Origin of the sequence: Synechococcus sp. JA-3-3Ab (assembly GCF_000013205.1) — a bacterium.
Taxonomy (GTDB): domain Bacteria; phylum Cyanobacteriota; class Cyanobacteriia; order Thermostichales; family Thermostichaceae; genus Thermostichus.
This window is the reverse complement of sequence record NC_007775.1, coordinates 515,639-530,045: the sequence shown is the minus strand read 5'-3', so window position 1 is coordinate 530,045 and position 14,407 is coordinate 515,639. Positions and strand designations below refer to the sequence as shown.

At 60.4% G+C, this 14,407-nt stretch carries 13 protein-coding genes, 2 pseudogenes and 1 riboswitch; of the genes and pseudogenes, 7 read left to right on the top strand and 8 right to left on the bottom strand.

Annotated elements, in window-relative coordinates; all coding sequences use genetic code 11:
* The first annotated feature begins 237 nt into the window (after positions 1–237).
* Complete coding sequence (locus CYA_RS02405) at positions 238–552, top strand: RNA recognition motif domain-containing protein (RefSeq protein WP_011429415.1); 315 nt, start codon at positions 238–240, stop codon at positions 550–552.
* A gap of 91 nt (positions 553–643) precedes the next feature.
* On the opposite strand, the gene cobN is transcribed toward CYA_RS02405, so the two are convergent.
* The 5 genes and pseudogenes from cobN to CYA_RS02385 all read right to left on the bottom strand — a co-directional run bounded on the left by cobN (position 644) and on the right by CYA_RS02385 (position 5,148).
* Positions 644–2,848 carry a cobaltochelatase subunit CobN gene (gene cobN, locus CYA_RS02400; protein WP_011429414.1) on the bottom strand — a complete coding sequence of 735 codons (2,205 nt, stop codon included), beginning with the start codon at positions 2,846–2,848 and terminating at the stop codon, positions 644–646.
* Between the two features lie 389 nt (positions 2,849–3,237).
* On the bottom strand, positions 3,238–3,483 hold the full coding sequence (locus tag CYA_RS15670) for an SBBP repeat-containing protein (RefSeq protein WP_071813496.1): 246 nt from the start codon (positions 3,481–3,483) through the stop codon (positions 3,238–3,240).
* Between the two features lie 12 nt (positions 3,484–3,495).
* Positions 3,496–3,787 (bottom strand): annotated as a pseudogene (locus CYA_RS14580) (IS630 family transposase); the annotation flags it as partial.
* The gene (locus tag CYA_RS15215; RefSeq protein WP_206336911.1) at positions 3,778–4,125 is read right to left on the bottom strand and encodes a hypothetical protein; all 348 of its coding nucleotides are present in this window, start codon (positions 4,123–4,125) and stop codon (positions 3,778–3,780) included. The pseudogene CYA_RS14580 and the gene CYA_RS15215, both read right to left, overlap by 10 nt.
* Positions 4,126–4,614: 489 nt before the next feature.
* Positions 4,615–5,148, bottom strand: coding sequence for a DUF4079 domain-containing protein (locus tag CYA_RS02385; protein WP_011429413.1), 534 nt, complete (start codon positions 5,146–5,148; stop codon positions 4,615–4,617).
* A gap of 189 nt (positions 5,149–5,337) precedes the next feature.
* Between CYA_RS02385 and CYA_RS02380 the strand changes: the two genes are divergently transcribed.
* The 5 genes from CYA_RS02380 (at position 5,338) to CYA_RS02360 (ending at position 11,871) form a co-directional block, all read left to right on the top strand.
* On the top strand, positions 5,338–5,829 hold the full coding sequence (locus CYA_RS02380) for a phycobilisome linker polypeptide (RefSeq protein ID WP_011429412.1): 492 nt from the start codon (positions 5,338–5,340) through the stop codon (positions 5,827–5,829).
* A 188-nt stretch (positions 5,830–6,017) separates the two neighbouring features.
* On the top strand, positions 6,018–8,381 hold the full coding sequence (locus CYA_RS02375) for a polysaccharide deacetylase family protein (protein ID WP_083759144.1): 2,364 nt from the start codon (positions 6,018–6,020) through the stop codon (positions 8,379–8,381).
* 260 nt (positions 8,382–8,641) lie between these two features.
* Positions 8,642–9,337, top strand: coding sequence for a bifunctional phosphoribosyl-AMP cyclohydrolase/phosphoribosyl-ATP diphosphatase HisIE (gene hisIE / locus CYA_RS02370; RefSeq protein ID WP_011429410.1), 696 nt, complete (start codon positions 8,642–8,644; stop codon positions 9,335–9,337).
* Positions 9,297–9,965: a DUF1997 domain-containing protein gene (locus CYA_RS02365; RefSeq protein ID WP_228375414.1), complete on the top strand. Its 669-nt coding sequence runs from the start codon at positions 9,297–9,299 to the stop codon at positions 9,963–9,965. The genes hisIE and CYA_RS02365 overlap by 41 nt, the downstream gene beginning before the upstream one ends.
* A 45-nt stretch (positions 9,966–10,010) precedes the next feature.
* Positions 10,011–10,111, top strand: a riboswitch (Fluoride riboswitch).
* A 119-nt stretch (positions 10,112–10,230) separates the two neighbouring features.
* Positions 10,231–11,871: a cation:proton antiporter gene (locus CYA_RS02360; RefSeq protein ID WP_041438822.1), complete on the top strand. Its 1,641-nt coding sequence runs from the start codon at positions 10,231–10,233 to the stop codon at positions 11,869–11,871.
* 72 nt (positions 11,872–11,943) lie between these two features.
* On the opposite strand, the gene CYA_RS15210 is transcribed toward CYA_RS02360, so the two are convergent.
* Together CYA_RS15210 and CYA_RS15665 are read right to left on the bottom strand one after the other, a co-directional pair.
* Positions 11,944–12,300, bottom strand: coding sequence for an IS200/IS605 family accessory protein TnpB-related protein (locus tag CYA_RS15210; RefSeq protein WP_049749708.1), 357 nt, complete (start codon positions 12,298–12,300; stop codon positions 11,944–11,946).
* 42 nt (positions 12,301–12,342) lie between these two features.
* Positions 12,343–12,489 (bottom strand): hypothetical protein, encoded by a 147-nt coding sequence (locus CYA_RS15665; protein ID WP_346426101.1) that lies wholly within the window; start codon positions 12,487–12,489, stop codon positions 12,343–12,345.
* 343 nt (positions 12,490–12,832) lie between these two features.
* Between CYA_RS15665 and CYA_RS14575 the strand changes: the two are divergent.
* A pseudogene (locus CYA_RS14575) lies at positions 12,833–12,964 on the top strand (IS200/IS605 family transposase); the annotation flags it as partial.
* A 225-nt stretch (positions 12,965–13,189) separates the two neighbouring features.
* Here CYA_RS14575 and gshA read toward each other — a convergent pair.
* The gene (gene gshA, locus CYA_RS02350; RefSeq protein ID WP_041438083.1) at positions 13,190–14,326 is read right to left on the bottom strand and encodes a glutamate--cysteine ligase; all 1,137 of its coding nucleotides are present in this window, start codon (positions 14,324–14,326) and stop codon (positions 13,190–13,192) included.
* Positions 14,327–14,407: the final 81 nt, after the last annotated feature.

Below are 14,407 nucleotides of genomic sequence, written 5' to 3'. Positions count from 1 at the left end.
TCCTTGGCGGCTCTTGCCCTGGGCAGCCGACTTTCGTAGCCTCGAGCTTAATGGCACCGGCTATTTTTGCGAAATTGCAGTGGCCATTCCCCATCTCTGTGTTACGATAAGGCTTAGCTCGAGATAAATGTCGGTTGTAGCGTTCGGTTCTTCCGGTCTGGACGGGTTTTCACGTTTTGTATTGGCAGACGGCTCTCCGAATATCTCGCTTGTTCCTCTCTCTTTCGGAGATCGTCGATGTCGATTTATGTAGGTAACCTTTCCTTTAAGGTGACGGAAGCGGAATTGACCGCTGTGTTTGCCGAGTACGGTTCTGTGAAGCGGGTGCAGATCCCCACCGACCGCGAGACGGGCCGCATCCGCGGCTTTGGGTTTGTGGAAATGAGCTCTGAGGCCGAAGAGCAGGCTGCCATTGCCGCTCTGGATGGCGCGGAATGGATGGGCCGCGACCTCAAGGTCAACAAGGCTCGCCCGCGGGAAGAACGCCCCACCTCCGGTTTCCGCTCTGGTAACGGCGGCGAGCGGCGGCGCAACTTCCAATCTCGCTATTAACTCGCTATTAAAACGTCAACCCCTCACCCCCGGCCCCTCTCCCAGAGGGAGAGGGGGGTTGGGGATCGAGACAACGAGCCTTTTCTTGCAACTAAGCCGGCGGTTTGTCCGGCCAGGGCTCTGTCAGGTCAACGGCTAGGGGATCCCAGTCCCAGCCCCAGTCGCGGGCAATGGCCTGGGTGAGGCCCAACTGGCCAGCGCCCGGGTAGCGGGCCAGGGCCAACAGGAGATCCACCAGTTGCTCGCCAGTGGGGGTGCGGCCAAAAATGTGCAGCCCATCCCGGATCTGGGATTCTTTGAGCTCGCAGAGGTAGCCATCGAGGCGGCCCCAGTCTTCCTCTTTCTCCAGGTTGAACTGCCAGTCCAGCTGCTCTCGGCGAACCAGCTCTTGGATCTGGGCGCGAATCAGGGGGCAGCGGCCCGGATCCATCTGCTGGGCCTCGTAGTACTCGTCCATCAGCCGCTCCAACTCTGCCAAGGGGCCGTAGAGCTCGGCGCGGGTCAGGGGCGGGGTGAGGTGGTCGAGGATCACCGCTTGGGCCCGCCGCTTGGCCTGGGATCCTTCGCCGGGGTCGTTGACGATGAAAGGATAGAAGTGGGGCAGAGGCCCTAGGGCAATTTCTGGGTAGCAGGTGGCGGAAAGGGCGGATCCCTTGCCGGGCAGCCACTCCAGGTTGCCGTGCTTGCCCACATGCACCACCGCGTGGACGCCGAACACCTGGCGCAGCCACAGGTAAAAGGCCAGGTACTCGTGGGGTGGCACCAGATCCGGAGCGTGGTAGTTCAAAGAGGGATCCCGGTCGTAGCCCCGCGGCGGCTGGATCCCGACAAAAACGTGCCCTAGCTGCAGGCCGACAATGGGGATGTCGTGGGCAGGCGGATCCCCCCACTGCCGCAGCAGATCGCCTTGGACAGCGGCAGGCAACTGGGCAAACCACTCCCGATAGAGGGCAGCCGGCAGCACCTGCCGCGCCGGGCGTAGGGATCCCAGCGGATCATAGGTTTGGCCCTGGGTTAGCCAGCGGATGAGCTCATCTCCGCTCTGGGGCAGTGGACAGGCGCGGTAGCCGGCTTGCGCCAGGGCTTTGAGGATCTCGACGCAGCTTGCCGGTGTATCCAACCCTACCCCATTGGCCAGCCGCCCATCCCGGCTGGGGTAGTTGGCCAAAATCAAGGCCAGACGGCGCTGCTCGGCAGGGGTGCGCCGCAGCTTTACCCAGTTGGCCGCCAGCTCGGCCACAAACGCCACCCGATCCGGCACGGCCTCATAGGCCATGATCTCCGTCTGCAGGCGGGGATCCCACTGTTGAACCGTCTTGAACGAGATGGCCCGGCTGAGGATGCGCCCGTCCACCTCTGGCAGCACCACGTTCATGGCCAGATCCCGCGCCCCCAAGCCTCGCGTGGCGTTCTCCCAGCGCTCCCGCGACCCGCTGCTCAAGACCACCTGCACAACCGGCACATCCAGCTCCTGCCAAAGGCGAACATCGGGCTGCTCGCTCTCCAGCCGAGCGAGGGAAAAACTGGTGGTGTTCAACAAAAGTTCAATTTGGCCGCCGAAGTGCTCCCGCATGGCCTGGGGCAAGTCCGGCTCCTGCAGGCTGTAGGTATAAAGACACAGCGGCTGCAACCCCCGCTCCTGCAGGGCTTCGGCCAGGGCATCTATGGGCTGCGTATTCCCCGCCAAAACATGGGCCCGGTAGAGCAGGATCCCTACCTTGGGGGCGTGGGGATCCCTGGGCAGGGGGGGATAGTAGATCCCCAGGCGGGGCAGCACCTGCGGCTCCGGCACGGCGTACTCCTGCCCCAGGAACTCCCTGGCCAAGAGTTTCAAGCAGGCCGCCACATTGGCCGCCCCCCCTTCCAGCCAGTACTGCCACACCCGGTCTGCCACCGCTAGGGGCACGGTGGAGTGGCTGACCAAATCCCAGTCGGGGCGGTCATCCCCAGGGATCACAATCAGGGTGGATCCCGCTGCTGCCGCTACCTCTTTGGCCACCTCCAGGCCATAGCTCCAGTAGGCCCTTCCCCCCAAAAGGCGAAGGAGCACCACCTGGGCCCGCCGCAACACTTTCTCGGCGTAGTCGTCGATGCTCAGGGGCTGTTGCAACTGCAGCAAATTGGCCGCCCGCACCGCTGGAAAATCAGCCGGCAGCAGCCGCATCGCCGCGCTCAAGGCCGTCAGATCCGTGTCGGCTGCCGACAGGACAACGATGGGGGCCGGATCCTGCTCCAGGAAAACGACCCCGCCTTGCGAAGGATCCCATCCCCCTGGCAAAGCGGCTATCCGATGCATAGAGCCAGCGCCAAGCGCTCCGCCAGTAACTTCTCCTCAGCGTACACCTCAGCTTAGCGACCGTACTTAAGCACAAAAGCAGCCTGCCCGCCGGCGCTGGTCTGGCCGGGGAAAGTTCCCTGGTTGACACTCCCACCCAGGGGATTCTTACGCAGCCCAAAATGGACTCGCAAAGGCGCTGTCAAGACGCCCCTAGACAGTCCTTTGAGGCATAACCTCAAAGTTCTGCTTACTTCGGACTTAAGTTCCTCCAGGTTAGTTATTGCCGCGCGGGTTTTGCACCGCAGTAGGTTGTTTTCCTGGAGAAGCTCTGTACTAACTATAACAAAGAAGCAACTAAAGTTGCTCAAGGGCTTTTCCGCCCCGCACTCAAGTACGGGGCTACCAAGCTATCCTCTTGTGTACTTGCGCAAGAAAACATCGCTGCTCCCCGCCGAGCTTTGGCCAAAAAAGTTTCCCTCGGTTACCCCTGCCACCCAAACATTTCCCTGGGCATCAATCGCGATGGCGCGGGCTTCGTCAGAGGAAGGGGTGCCCAACTGGCGCAGCCAAGGGCCGCGACCACACCCAAAACCTAAGCCGACACAAGCTAAGCCGCCCAGAACTGCTCTAGCCAGTGCCTGTCTCCTGCTCATAGGCCCTCTTTTCCGAGCTACTCCCCGTTTCATTCCCTCCCACACCCCTGTCTGGTCGAGGGCAATCAAATCCTCCGCTGGAATATCCCTGACTTCTTGACTATAAGCTAGTCGTTCTCTTTGCACCTCTTCTTCTTGGTCTCTCGCACTGCGGTAAGTCTTTTTTTAGAGTCATTCCTTGCTTTTTCAAGAGATTGTGTATCGTGACGGTACTCACATCAATCGCTAAGCCCTCCCGCAAGAGTTCTTGATACTGCCACAGGTAGAAGTCTGGTTGTTCCGCAATAATTGCCATCACTTTCTTGAGAATCTTCCCTCAAAGCGATCCCCGCCCGGAAGGGCTAGGAAGAGCTGAAAATCCTCTTCCCTACCATTGTGGGAGGTAGCTGTCATTAGCAAGAAATGGCGCGTTAGCTGGGAGAGCAACTTACCTAGCTTATAGCGCTTGGTTTCCTTGACTTCTCCGCCGAAAAAAGAGGCCGAGAGCTTGTGAGCCTCATTGACAGCAATCAAATCCCAATCTGTTGCCTTCAGCTTTTCTTGCAGCGCCTCATCTCGGCTCAGTTTATCCAGCCGGGCAATCAGCAAAGGGATCTCTTGAAACAAATTTCCCGTTCGCGCAGCTTCAATCCGCTGCAGCACTAGGCTGCCAGGACAGACAATGAGACAACGGTGCAGATTGCCGCGAATCAAGAGCCCCGCCATAACTCTCTTGCCGGCGCCGGGATCTTCAGCCAGCAAAAAGCGCAGCGGCTGCCGCGTCAGCATTTTTTCATAGACGGCGCTAATCTGGTAGGGCAGAGGTTCCGCCAGGGAGGTATGAACTGGAAGTAGGGGATTGAAAAGTGGGCTAGACGAATTCGTTAGGCTTCGGAAACCAGCGGGAACAGAGCCTCATCTCCCTTGAAGTTCCAGAAAAATCCCTTGGCTACAACTTCTGGGGCCGTCTCTTTGTCCCGAAACACTCCCCCGACTAAAGTCGGGGGATTCCTACGCAGTCCACAAGCGGACTCATCAAGTCGTTGTCAAGACGCCCCTACACAGTTCTCTAGGGCAAAGCCCTAAGGTTCTGCTTACTTCGCTGAGCAACGCCCCCACCCCAGGCACTGGAAGGAAGAAAGCCGGGATCGCCTACAGAGATAGGCCCAGCTTCAGTCCCAGCAAAGCATGGGCGAAGAGCACGCAGAGGATGAGGCTGCCTAAGTAGGCATGGGTGGTGCGCAGGGCCTCGCGGTTGCCCCCAAAGCCACTTAGGGACAGGGCACCGTTGGCTGCCAACAGCAGCAACACCAGGGATCCCGTCCAAAAATGGGGGCTGCTCAGCAGGGGCTGGCCCTGCATGACCAAGGAGAGAAGGCCGCCGGTGTAGCCTAGGGCAATGAAGGTGGCCATCCAAGGGGCCAGCTTGCGGTGATCCCAAAGCGGCTTTTGGGCCGATTCCGGCAGGGATCCCTCGGCTGCTAGGCGCAAGACCCGCCCCCGCCAGCCGGTCAGGCCGACAAAGCTGCCCATGACCACTACCACAATGCCCATCATCAAAGGATGTCCCCATTGCACGATTGGCTGGGGCAGGTTGAAGCCGGCAAAAAACTGGGCCACCGGCTGCAAGGCAGCCGTCAACCTCTCCGAAGTTGCCGACAGATCGGGCAGAGCCACACTCAGCATAGGGATCCCTCCACCTTCGGGACAACTACAACTTCTTAACAAATCTACAACAAACCCACTTTCGATGACAGATGCCGGCGGGAAGCTTCAGGGGGTGCAGCCGCAACGGTAAAATGTCTAGCGGTGAAGCCGTGGTCGGCCACAGATCTTCGGCTGCCGCCTGCTGATGAGCAAAACGGAGTTATTCACATGGCCAAGTTGTTGTTGGGGGATCAGTCCTTTGAAGTTGAGCTGCTGACGGATGTGCCCACCAATTGGCCTGGAATTAAAATCATGTCCAAGGGCGCCAAACTGGATATCCCAGCAGGAACAGTGGTGAGGGTGGAGTCGGAAGATGACCATGTAACCGGCTCTTACAAGGTGGTTTATCGTCTGGCTCCCGCCTATCCTCGCAGTTGGCGGCTGCTTCTGGAGCGGGAGAGTGCCGCTGCACCGCAAGCGGAAGCGGCTCCAGCGACCAAACCTGCTCAGGTTGCCCCTTCGGCAGCCTCGTCCCTGCCCAACAGCGACAAGATCTTCACCATCAAGGTAGCCGGTCTGGTGGGAGGGGGCGTGCGCAAAAGCGTTGTCGAGTACAAAGTGCCCTTCAGCCGCCTTTCTCAAGAAGTAAAGCGGATTACCCAAAGGGGGGGCAAGATCGTCAGCATTACGGAGTCCAATTTGTTGAGCAACCTCGACTAACTTGCCTGGAAGGCATCTGGGGCGGTGGGCTTTGGCTCTGCTGCCACTTCTATGGGCTGGGGTGCTACCTGGGCGAGGAAAGGGATCCCTGGGCGTTTTGGAGGGAACCACGGGCAAGGGCTTCCCTATCCCCAACCAGGAGATGGGGGTGGTAGGCTGACGTTGGTTTTGCCGGTGAGGAGGAGGACATGACGTCTCGACAGCCGCCGACGCGCCGGGGCGGCCATCCAGTTCCTAGGGCAAAAAGGGGATCCCCCTTCCTGGGCCGAAGTCTTTCTAGCTCTGCGCAGCGACCGCCAACCCAGTTGCGCTTCCAGCTGCTCCGCTTCTTGGCTTTGTTGACCACAGTGCTGGGATTTGGGACGGGAGCCCTGGTGGCCTGGGCCACTGCCCATCCTGGTTGGGTGAGCCGCCTGTCGGGGCTGCTGCCACCCCCAGCCGAGTTGCCAGCGCCTCGGGCCGAGGCCAAGGCAGCCCGACAGCGCCCGCCCCTCCCCCAACAGCCGCAACTGCAGCGGGATCCCTTTGCGTTGGATCCCTTGGCCAGCCTCTCCTACGTGCCCGCCATCATGTATCACGATGTGGTGGCCGGCCGCAAAGAGGTTTGGTTTGACACCACGGCGGCGGAGCTGCGACAGCACTTTGAAGCCATCAAGCAGGCGGGGCTGATTCCCATCCACATCGACCAGCTTTACAAACACCTGCGAGATGGGGATCCCTTGCCGGAAAAGGCCATTTTGCTCACCTTTGACGACGCCTACCTTGGGCTTTACGAAAACGCCTACCCGCTTTTGAAGGAGTACAACTACCCCGCCACCTACTTTGTGCAGACCGGCTTTGTCGGCGTGCCCACCAGCAAAGATCACTTCACCTGGGATCAGATGCGGGAGATGGATGCCAGCGGGTTGATCGACTTTGCTGCCCACACCGTCAACCATCCCCCTGACCTACGGGTGCTAGACGATGCCCGCCTGCGGCGAGAGGTGTTTGACTGCAAGACCAAGCTGGAAGAGGAGCTGGGCCACCCCATCCACTACTTCGCCTATCCGGAAGGCAATCGGGACGAGCGGGTAAAGCAATACCTGGCCGAGGCGGGTTACTGGATGGCCTTTACGATGGATCCCGGCTTTACGGGACAGTCGCCCAACTTGCTGGAGGTACGGCGCTTTAACCAGTTTCGCATCACCGAGGCCATCATCGGCGCCCGCACCTTCACCCTCAGCCGCAGCCCCGACTACTGGCTGGATGTGACTCAGCCCCTGGCCCCGACCGATGAGGTCATTGACGGGGTGAGGATCCTCACCATCCGCGGCGGACGGGCAGCCACGGTGCACGCGGAGCGGCGCTACGAGGTGAGAACCTTGGCCCAGCGCTACCAGGCCGATGCCGGCATCAACGGCAGCTTCTTCTCCATTCCTTGGATCAACTCCGCCAGCAACGTCATGGTGGGACCGGTGATGGCCGCCAACCACAAGACGTTCATCCCCGGTCGCCCCGAAGACGACAAGGTGGTGCGCGGTCGCCCCCTGGTGCTGCTGGGCAGGGATCGGCTGCGCTTTGTGCCTTTTGATCCCGACACGATGACTCAGCTCGACAACCTTCGCCAGCTCATGCCGGATGTCACGGACCTGTTTGTGGCGGGCTTGTGGCTGGTCAAGGATGGCCGGGCCCTTTCGCCAGCGGAGATTGACTCGTTTCGCCTCTCTAGCGCCGCCGAGTTCCGACCCCGCGCCTTTTTTGGGGTGGACGACCAGGATCAGGTGGTAATCGGAGTTACCAAAACCCACGTCAACGCCGCCATCCTGGCTAGCCTATTGCCCAAAATCGGGATCCGCGAGGCGGTGCTGCTGGACTCTGGCTTTAGCACTTCGTTGGTTTACCGAGGAGAAATTCTGGCCACTGGCCATGCCGGCCCCAACCAGCCCAGCCGCCCGGTGCCCCATGCCATTTTGCTCTACGACCTAACCCGTTTGTGGAGGGAGGATCCCCAGCAGCAGGCAAGCGCCAACTCTCCCGGCAGCCAGCTGGAGGGGCTGGTGCAGTTGCTCCCCAGCGGCGACCAGGAAGTGGCCAAGGCGCAGCTGGAGAGCATCCTGGCCGGCCAGCGCACCCTCAAGCGGGGGGAGCGGGGCCCGGCCGTGGTGGCGGTGCAACTGGGCTTAAGCCGCCTGGCCGCTCAGCAGGGACGGCTGGATCTGCTCCCCTCTGGCCCCGATGGGGTGTATGGCAATGAGGTGGCCCAGGCAGTGGCAGAGTTGCTGTTGACCGATCGCGTCAGCGGGACGGAGTCCTTAGCTGGGGGCGGTGAGACGGGATCCCCGCAAACAACCCCCACTCCCCTGGTGGCGGGAACGGCAACCCTGTCCCGATCGCGTCCGTGGGACGGAGTCCTTAGGGTGGATGCCATCGATGCTCAACTGCTGCAACGCTTACTGGAGCGGGTTAATCTCGCCCCAGCCTCTGTGTTGGTGGATACCCGTCTGGAGCGGCCAACTTGGCCTCTGGAGCGCAAGCCGACCCGGAAGCTGCTGCCGAGAGCGGCTCTGGATTGACATACTCCCCACAGCCATAGCTGCAAAGAGTTGGTGAGCGCAGCGATTTAACCTCAAGCTGAGGCCAAAGCCAGGCTAGGCCCCCCTGGTTTGCAGGGTGAAGTTTCTCCCGGCAGAAGCCAGGCTGGTCGCGACTGTTGCGCGTGAAAGTGGCCGAGCGGGGTTGGGATCTGGGGGGAGTGAGAGATATCCTTTCTGGGGCGAGTTCTGCTATCCTGCTTTCAGGAATCTTTAACCTTTCTGATTTTCTGCCGCCTTTGATGGTTGTTGCTTTGGCCTCTCTTGCTTCAGCAAATCTGCCCCGCACTCTTCTGCCGGCGGAAATCGCCCATCTAGACAACCTCAGCTACAACGAACAGGGTTTGATCCCGGCCATCGTGCAGGACTACCTGGACGGGACGGTGCTGATGATGGCCTGGATGAACCGCGAGTCGCTGCAGAAGACTCTGGAAACGGGCCGCACCTGGTTCTGGAGCCGCTCCCGCCAGGCGCTGTGGCCCAAGGGGGAAACTTCTGGCCACGTGCAGTGGGTCAAGCAAATCCGCTACGACTGCGACAGCGACGCGCTGGTTATCTTGGTGGAGCAGGTGGGAGAGGCGGCCTGCCACACAGGGGCGCGAAGCTGCTTCTTCCGCACTCTCCCCGAGAAGGAAGGGGATCCCATGCCGGCCGCCGATACCCTGTCGCAGGTGTTTGCCGTGGTCAAGGCCCGCCAGGCGGATCCCCGGCCCGATTCCTACACCAGCAGCCTGCTGGCCAAGGGAGACAACGCCATCCTGAAAAAACTCGGCGAGGAGACGGCTGAAGTGGTGATGGCGGCAAAAGAGGGAGACAAGGCAGCCCTGGCCCGCGAGGTGGCGGATCTCTGGTACCACTGCCTCGTGGCTCTTGCTCATCATCAGGTGGATATTCGGGATGTCTATCGCCAGCTCCAAGCCCGCCGTTCCCCTCAGTGAAGGTGCTCTGTCCGAGGAGGGGGAGCTGCCTTTGGAGGAGATGGAGCAACCCCCCGCCAAGACCTACCTAGATTTACAGGCTGCGCGACGGGGCCAGGTGGATCTGGAAACCGACCGGGAGACTTTGGCCCGTTACCTGCGCGGCCATGGCCAGTGGATCCAGCGCTGCTTCCGGCCACTCCAGGTGGAGCCCCTCTCTGCCGAAATCTATAGGCTGCAGTTTTTCCGCATGGGCGGGCTGGGGTTTGAGCTGGAGCCCAGCTTTGGGGTGAAGATCTGGCCAGAGGAAGATTACCTGTTTCGGCTGACTTCCATTGAGCTGCCGGGGGATGCCGCCCTGCCCTACTGGGTGGATTGTCGGGCCAGCTTCCGGCTGGAAGAACTACCGGGATCCCTGGCCACCACCCGCGTCCACTGGGATCTCCAGCTGAATATCCGGCTGCATTTGCCCAAGTTTTTGCAGGTTCTGCCGCGCAAGTTGGTTCAGAAAGTGGGCAGCCAGGTGGTGCAGCAGGTTACCCGCGGCCTCAGCGATCGCTTTACCCACAATGTCTGCAGCGATTTCTATGGCTCCATTGGCCGTTCCCATCACCCCTATCGCTTGGTTGCGGTGGAAGATGGGGCGTGATATGGTAAGGGGCACATGTGTTGCGGGCAGGCTGCTTGGTCCTTCCCGGCAACGGGCGATGGGGTTCGCCGCAACCGCCTCAGGCAGATCCTAGGGATAAAGTTTCTCTAAGACTTAGAGCTGGGGCTGATGACTCCTACTCTTCTGGGCAGATCCAGGGGGTGGGAGTCTTTGATGTTGAGTTCTCACCCCGCAGAAACGCGAACGGCTTTTTCTCCCTGGGCTGCCCTTCAACACGCGGACGGCGAGGAGAGAGGTTTTGTTGATGCTGGGCAGTTGGCTGTGGATCTTGGGGATGGGCTTTTTTGTCGGCCAGATCCTGGGCCGGCTGGGAATGCCGCCGCTAGTGGGGATGATCCTGGTCGGGATCCTGTTGCAAGAGGTCTTGTCCCCAGAGCTGTTGGCGGCAGCCGGGGATCTGCGCTTGGTGGCCGTCACGATTATCCTGATGAAGGCCGGGCTGGGGCTGGATCGGGAAAAGCTGGCCCAGCAGGGATCCGTGGCGCTGCGGCTGGGGTTTTTGCCGGCAGCCTGTGAGGCGCTGGCGGTGGCGCTCTTGAGCCGCTGGATCCTGGGGTTGGACTGGGCGACGGGGCTGCTTTTGGGCTGTGTAATCGGGGCGGAGTCGCCGGCGGTGATCGTGCCGGGGATGTTGCGCCTCAAGAGCTTGGGCTGGGGGGTGGCCAAAGGGATCCCGGACGCCATTTTGACCGGCAGCGCCCTTTCCGACGTGCTGCTGCTGTTGGGCTTTAGCCTGTTGCTGAGCTTTTTGGGGCAGGGATCTCCAGAGGGCCTTCGCCTGTTCGGCCTGGAGCTGTCGCCGCTGCAGTGGCTGCCGTTCCAGGTGGGGATGGAGATCCTGCTGGGGGTGGTCATCGGCTACCTGGGGGCGCGGCTTTTGGTGGCGCTCCTGGTGCAGCAGAACTGGACGCGCAACAGCACGCAAGAGGTGTTGCTGGCAGCCTGCCTGGCGCTGGGCCTGGTGTTGGCGTCGCAGGTGTGGCCCTATTTTTCCGGCTACCCGGCGGTGATGGCCCTGGGGTTTTTTCTCGTCCAACTGGATGGGCCGCTGGCGCGGCGGCTGCGGCTTGGGTTCGACGCCCTCTGGACGGTGGCGGAGATCGTGCTGTTTGTCCTGCTGGGGGCCTCTTTGGATCTGCAGGTACTGGGATCCCTGCTCTTGCCCGGCTTGCTGCTTTTGACCCTGAGCCTGCTGTTGGGCCGGGGCCTGGGCTGGTGGCTTTCCACGGTAGGGAGCAACTGGAACTGGCGGGAGCGGCTCTTTTTGCTGCCGGGCAACATGGCCAAGGCCACGGTGCAGGCGGCCATCGGCGGCATCCCCTTGGCCCAAGGGATCCCTGGCGGAGAGACCATCCTGGCCATAGCGGCCTTGTCGATTCTGGCCACAGCACCCCTAGGGGCTTGGCTGACCCAGGTCTTTGCCCCTCGCCTGCTGGAAAAAGGGGAGGTGGATCCCACCAAGGTGGGCAGCCAGGGCAAGGTGAGCTTCTTGGCAGCCGTCGATACTTCTCCCTTGGCCGAGGCAGTGCTGCGCAAGGCAGCGGATCTGGCGCGGCGGCTGGACGGGGAAGTGATTGTGCTCCATGTTACCGACGAGCCGCAGGGGAAGAGAGTAGAACAGTTGCGGCAGCTGGCCCAGCGCCTCTTGGCCGACATTCGCCACGAATTTTGCCTGGCCTCCGGGCCTTTGGCAGAGACCATCGTGGGCCTAGCCCAGGAGCGTCAGGTTACCGATATAGTCATGGGCAAGCGGGGCCAGCGGGGCTGGGAGCAAGTATTGCTGGGATCCACTTCGCAAGCGGTGTTGGAGACCAGCCCCATCCCGGTGATTTTGGTGGAAGAAGAGGAGTTCGGGAAAGCCAGAATTGACACTCCCACCGCCTAAAGGCGGGGGATTCTTACGCAGTCCACAAAAGAACCCGTAACGGCGTTGTCAAAGCGCCTCTAGACAGTTCCTTCACGCAAAGCCCCAAGGTTCTGCTGACTTTCTTAAGTAGGTTGGTGGCAGCATTCGCCTCAGCCTAGAGGGTCTCCACCCGTCGGGTTTTTCACCATAATTAGGTAGCTCATCTCCATCTAGGAAGCTTGCCTGCGAGCTGTACGCCTCCTCTACCTCAATAAACTCCATGCCATAATGCTGACATAATTGCGCAATACGCTCCTTGAACCGACCTGTTGGAATGAAAACAAAGTTTTGGTTAAAGCCGCATTCTTGTTTTTGTTCTTTGTTCCAACCAAAGACGATTCTCCCAATTGAGTGGTGTAAACAGAAGTCAATGACCTTGCGCGCAGCTTTGTGGATTGCATCCCGCATCCGCCGGTTTCTTTTTTCCGTAATTCGACCAAGCTTTTGCAATCAAAACCCCGGCAGCTTGTGAGTCTTGAGCCTAGCCAGCTCCTTGTTGTACCCCTGGTTAAAGGACTTGACTTTGCGGCCGTCAATGATGAAGCTATGTCCTAAGTTGCTAACGCACGTAAGCCAGTTGTTGACTCCGTGGTCAATTGCTAAAGCTTTTCTCGGATCCAGCGATTGAGGTTGAGCAGGCTTGGCATAGACCCACTTCAGCTACAGACTTGCAGGTCTGTTGCGCGGCGGAAACATACATTGCGATGAAGTGCTTGCTTTGGGTTCTCCCCATCTCAGCGCAAAGCTCACCATAGCTTGCCCATCGCTTCGTTTTGAAATAGACTTGTCTCGCATAGTACAAAGCACAGTTGCTTATTAGACTGTTGACACACTAATAGGGGGACTAGCTCTCTGTTCCTGACTATAACCTGCTGACAGCCGTACTCCATCATTGTTGGCAAGCGGCATGACAACCGCAGTCTGACATGGGCAAGCGATAGTGCGAGAGGAAAGTCAACGGTACAATCACTACAACCATGGTGTGGGGCTAGCGGTTGTTTATCTTATTTTTTGGCTAAAGAGAAGGAAAGAGGTCTTGGTAGGAGAAGTCAGGAAGAGGTTGTTTGAGCTATGAAACTATATCAACGACCCCCATCATGGGTAAGCGACCAAAGTCGCTAGCGGGCTTTTCCGCCCCGCACTCAAGTGCGGGGCTACCAAGCTATCCTTTTGTGTGGCTCGGCAAGCCCTAGGGGAAGTGGTGGAGCCTGTCTAGGCGAATCTAAGTCAGGTTTGAACTGGGGATCTGGTGGGGGGCAGGCACCGGACTGAGAAGCGCCCACCGTTGGGCAAAGGCTTAGCCAACAAGCTGGCAGAGGGTCTCTTGTCTTTCTCGGTCTTGTTCGGCCAGCTCCTGAATGGCCCGTTGGTACACCTGGGCGGGTGTGGATCCCTGGTCGACCTGCTTCAGCCAGCGCTGGGCCTCGTTGCCCTGTTGGAGCAGAGTTTGCAGGGGAGCCAAAAAGCAGCCCAGGCCCTGGGGTTGGCCGAGGCGCCACGCTTCGGTCAGCAGCTCTTCAATCCACTCCTGGGCCACCCGTTCTCGGCCCGTGCGCCAATCGACCAGACGGGCTCGCAAGGACTCGCGAGCAGCGGCCTGCTCGTTGGCCTCGCAAAGGCTCTCCAGCTCCGTCGGTGTCAAAGGCCCCCGCAAGGGATCCAGCGCTTCTGGCTGGGCCAGCAACTGCCAGAGACGGGCCTCTACCAAGGCAGTGATGGCCAGGGTCATCACCGGATCTGCCACCAGGTCGCAGATGCGCAGCTCCACCCGGTTGAGATGGTAGGGCCGCTCTGGGCCGTTGGGCCGCACAGAGGCCCAGAGGTGGCGCACATTCTGCATCGTGCCCAGGGCCAGTTGCTCCCGCATCCAGGCGATGTAATGGGCGTGATCCCGGAAGAAGGGCACCTGGGCCGGCGTTTTGGGAAACACCTGCCAACGGCTGGAATGGTAGCCTGTCACCTGGCCGTCCAGAAACGGAGAAGAAGCGCTCAGGGCCAAGTACAGGGGAGCTTCCGCCCGCAGCAAACGGCAGGCAAGAAAAATGGCCTCGCTATCCGGCAGGCCAACATTGATGTGAATGCTGGCGGTCACCACCCGCGTGCCGTAGGTGCGCTCGATGTAGTCGTGGTAGGGGTTGTCCGGATCCGAGCGCTCAAAGTGGTCGCTGCCGCCCAAAGCCAGCGTGCTCCCCGGCAACAGGGTGTAGGGGCCAAGGCGGCGCAAAAATTGCCGCAGTTGCAGCCGAGGCCGCAGCAGGGCACAGAGCAGATCCTCGTAGCGGCGAAGGGGCGGAGTGATGTACTCGACGTTGCGCCGATCTGGTTCTCGCACAAACCCCGGCAAAGCCTGGCAGATGCGATCCGACAACCCCACCACTTCTCCGGCGGCGGTGCCGGTGTACATCTCTACCTCAAAGCCCTTGGTCAACAGCACAGGCCAGCCTCCAGCCGCAGCCTCCTCTGCCTATTTTCCCAGGGTTTTGCAGGTACTACAATGTCGGCAAGGCTTGAAGGC

Bases quoted from the DNA above. Each gene is read 5' to 3' on its own strand.
- hisIE (WP_011429410.1), top strand. From the start codon at position 8,642: ATGGTTGTTGCTTTGGCCTCTCTTGCTTCAGCAAATCTGCCCCGCACT.
- CYA_RS15210 (WP_049749708.1), bottom strand. From the start codon at position 12,300: ATGCGGGATGCAATCCACAAAGCTGCGCGCAAGGTCATTGACTTCTGT.
- CYA_RS02360 (WP_041438822.1), top strand. From the start codon at position 10,231: ATGCTGGGCAGTTGGCTGTGGATCTTGGGGATGGGCTTTTTTGTCGGC.
- CYA_RS02365 (WP_228375414.1), top strand. From the start codon at position 9,297: ATGTCTATCGCCAGCTCCAAGCCCGCCGTTCCCCTCAGTGAAGGTGCT.
- CYA_RS15670 (WP_071813496.1), bottom strand. From the start codon at position 3,483: ATGAGCAGGAGACAGGCACTGGCTAGAGCAGTTCTGGGCGGCTTAGCT.
- cobN (WP_011429414.1), bottom strand. From the start codon at position 2,848: ATGCATCGGATAGCCGCTTTGCCAGGGGGATGGGATCCTTCGCAAGGC.
- CYA_RS02375 (WP_083759144.1), top strand. From the start codon at position 6,018: ATGACGTCTCGACAGCCGCCGACGCGCCGGGGCGGCCATCCAGTTCCT.
- CYA_RS02385 (WP_011429413.1), bottom strand. From the start codon at position 5,148: ATGCTGAGTGTGGCTCTGCCCGATCTGTCGGCAACTTCGGAGAGGTTG.
- CYA_RS02405 (WP_011429415.1), top strand. From the start codon at position 238: ATGTCGATTTATGTAGGTAACCTTTCCTTTAAGGTGACGGAAGCGGAA.
- CYA_RS02380 (WP_011429412.1), top strand. From the start codon at position 5,338: ATGGCCAAGTTGTTGTTGGGGGATCAGTCCTTTGAAGTTGAGCTGCTG.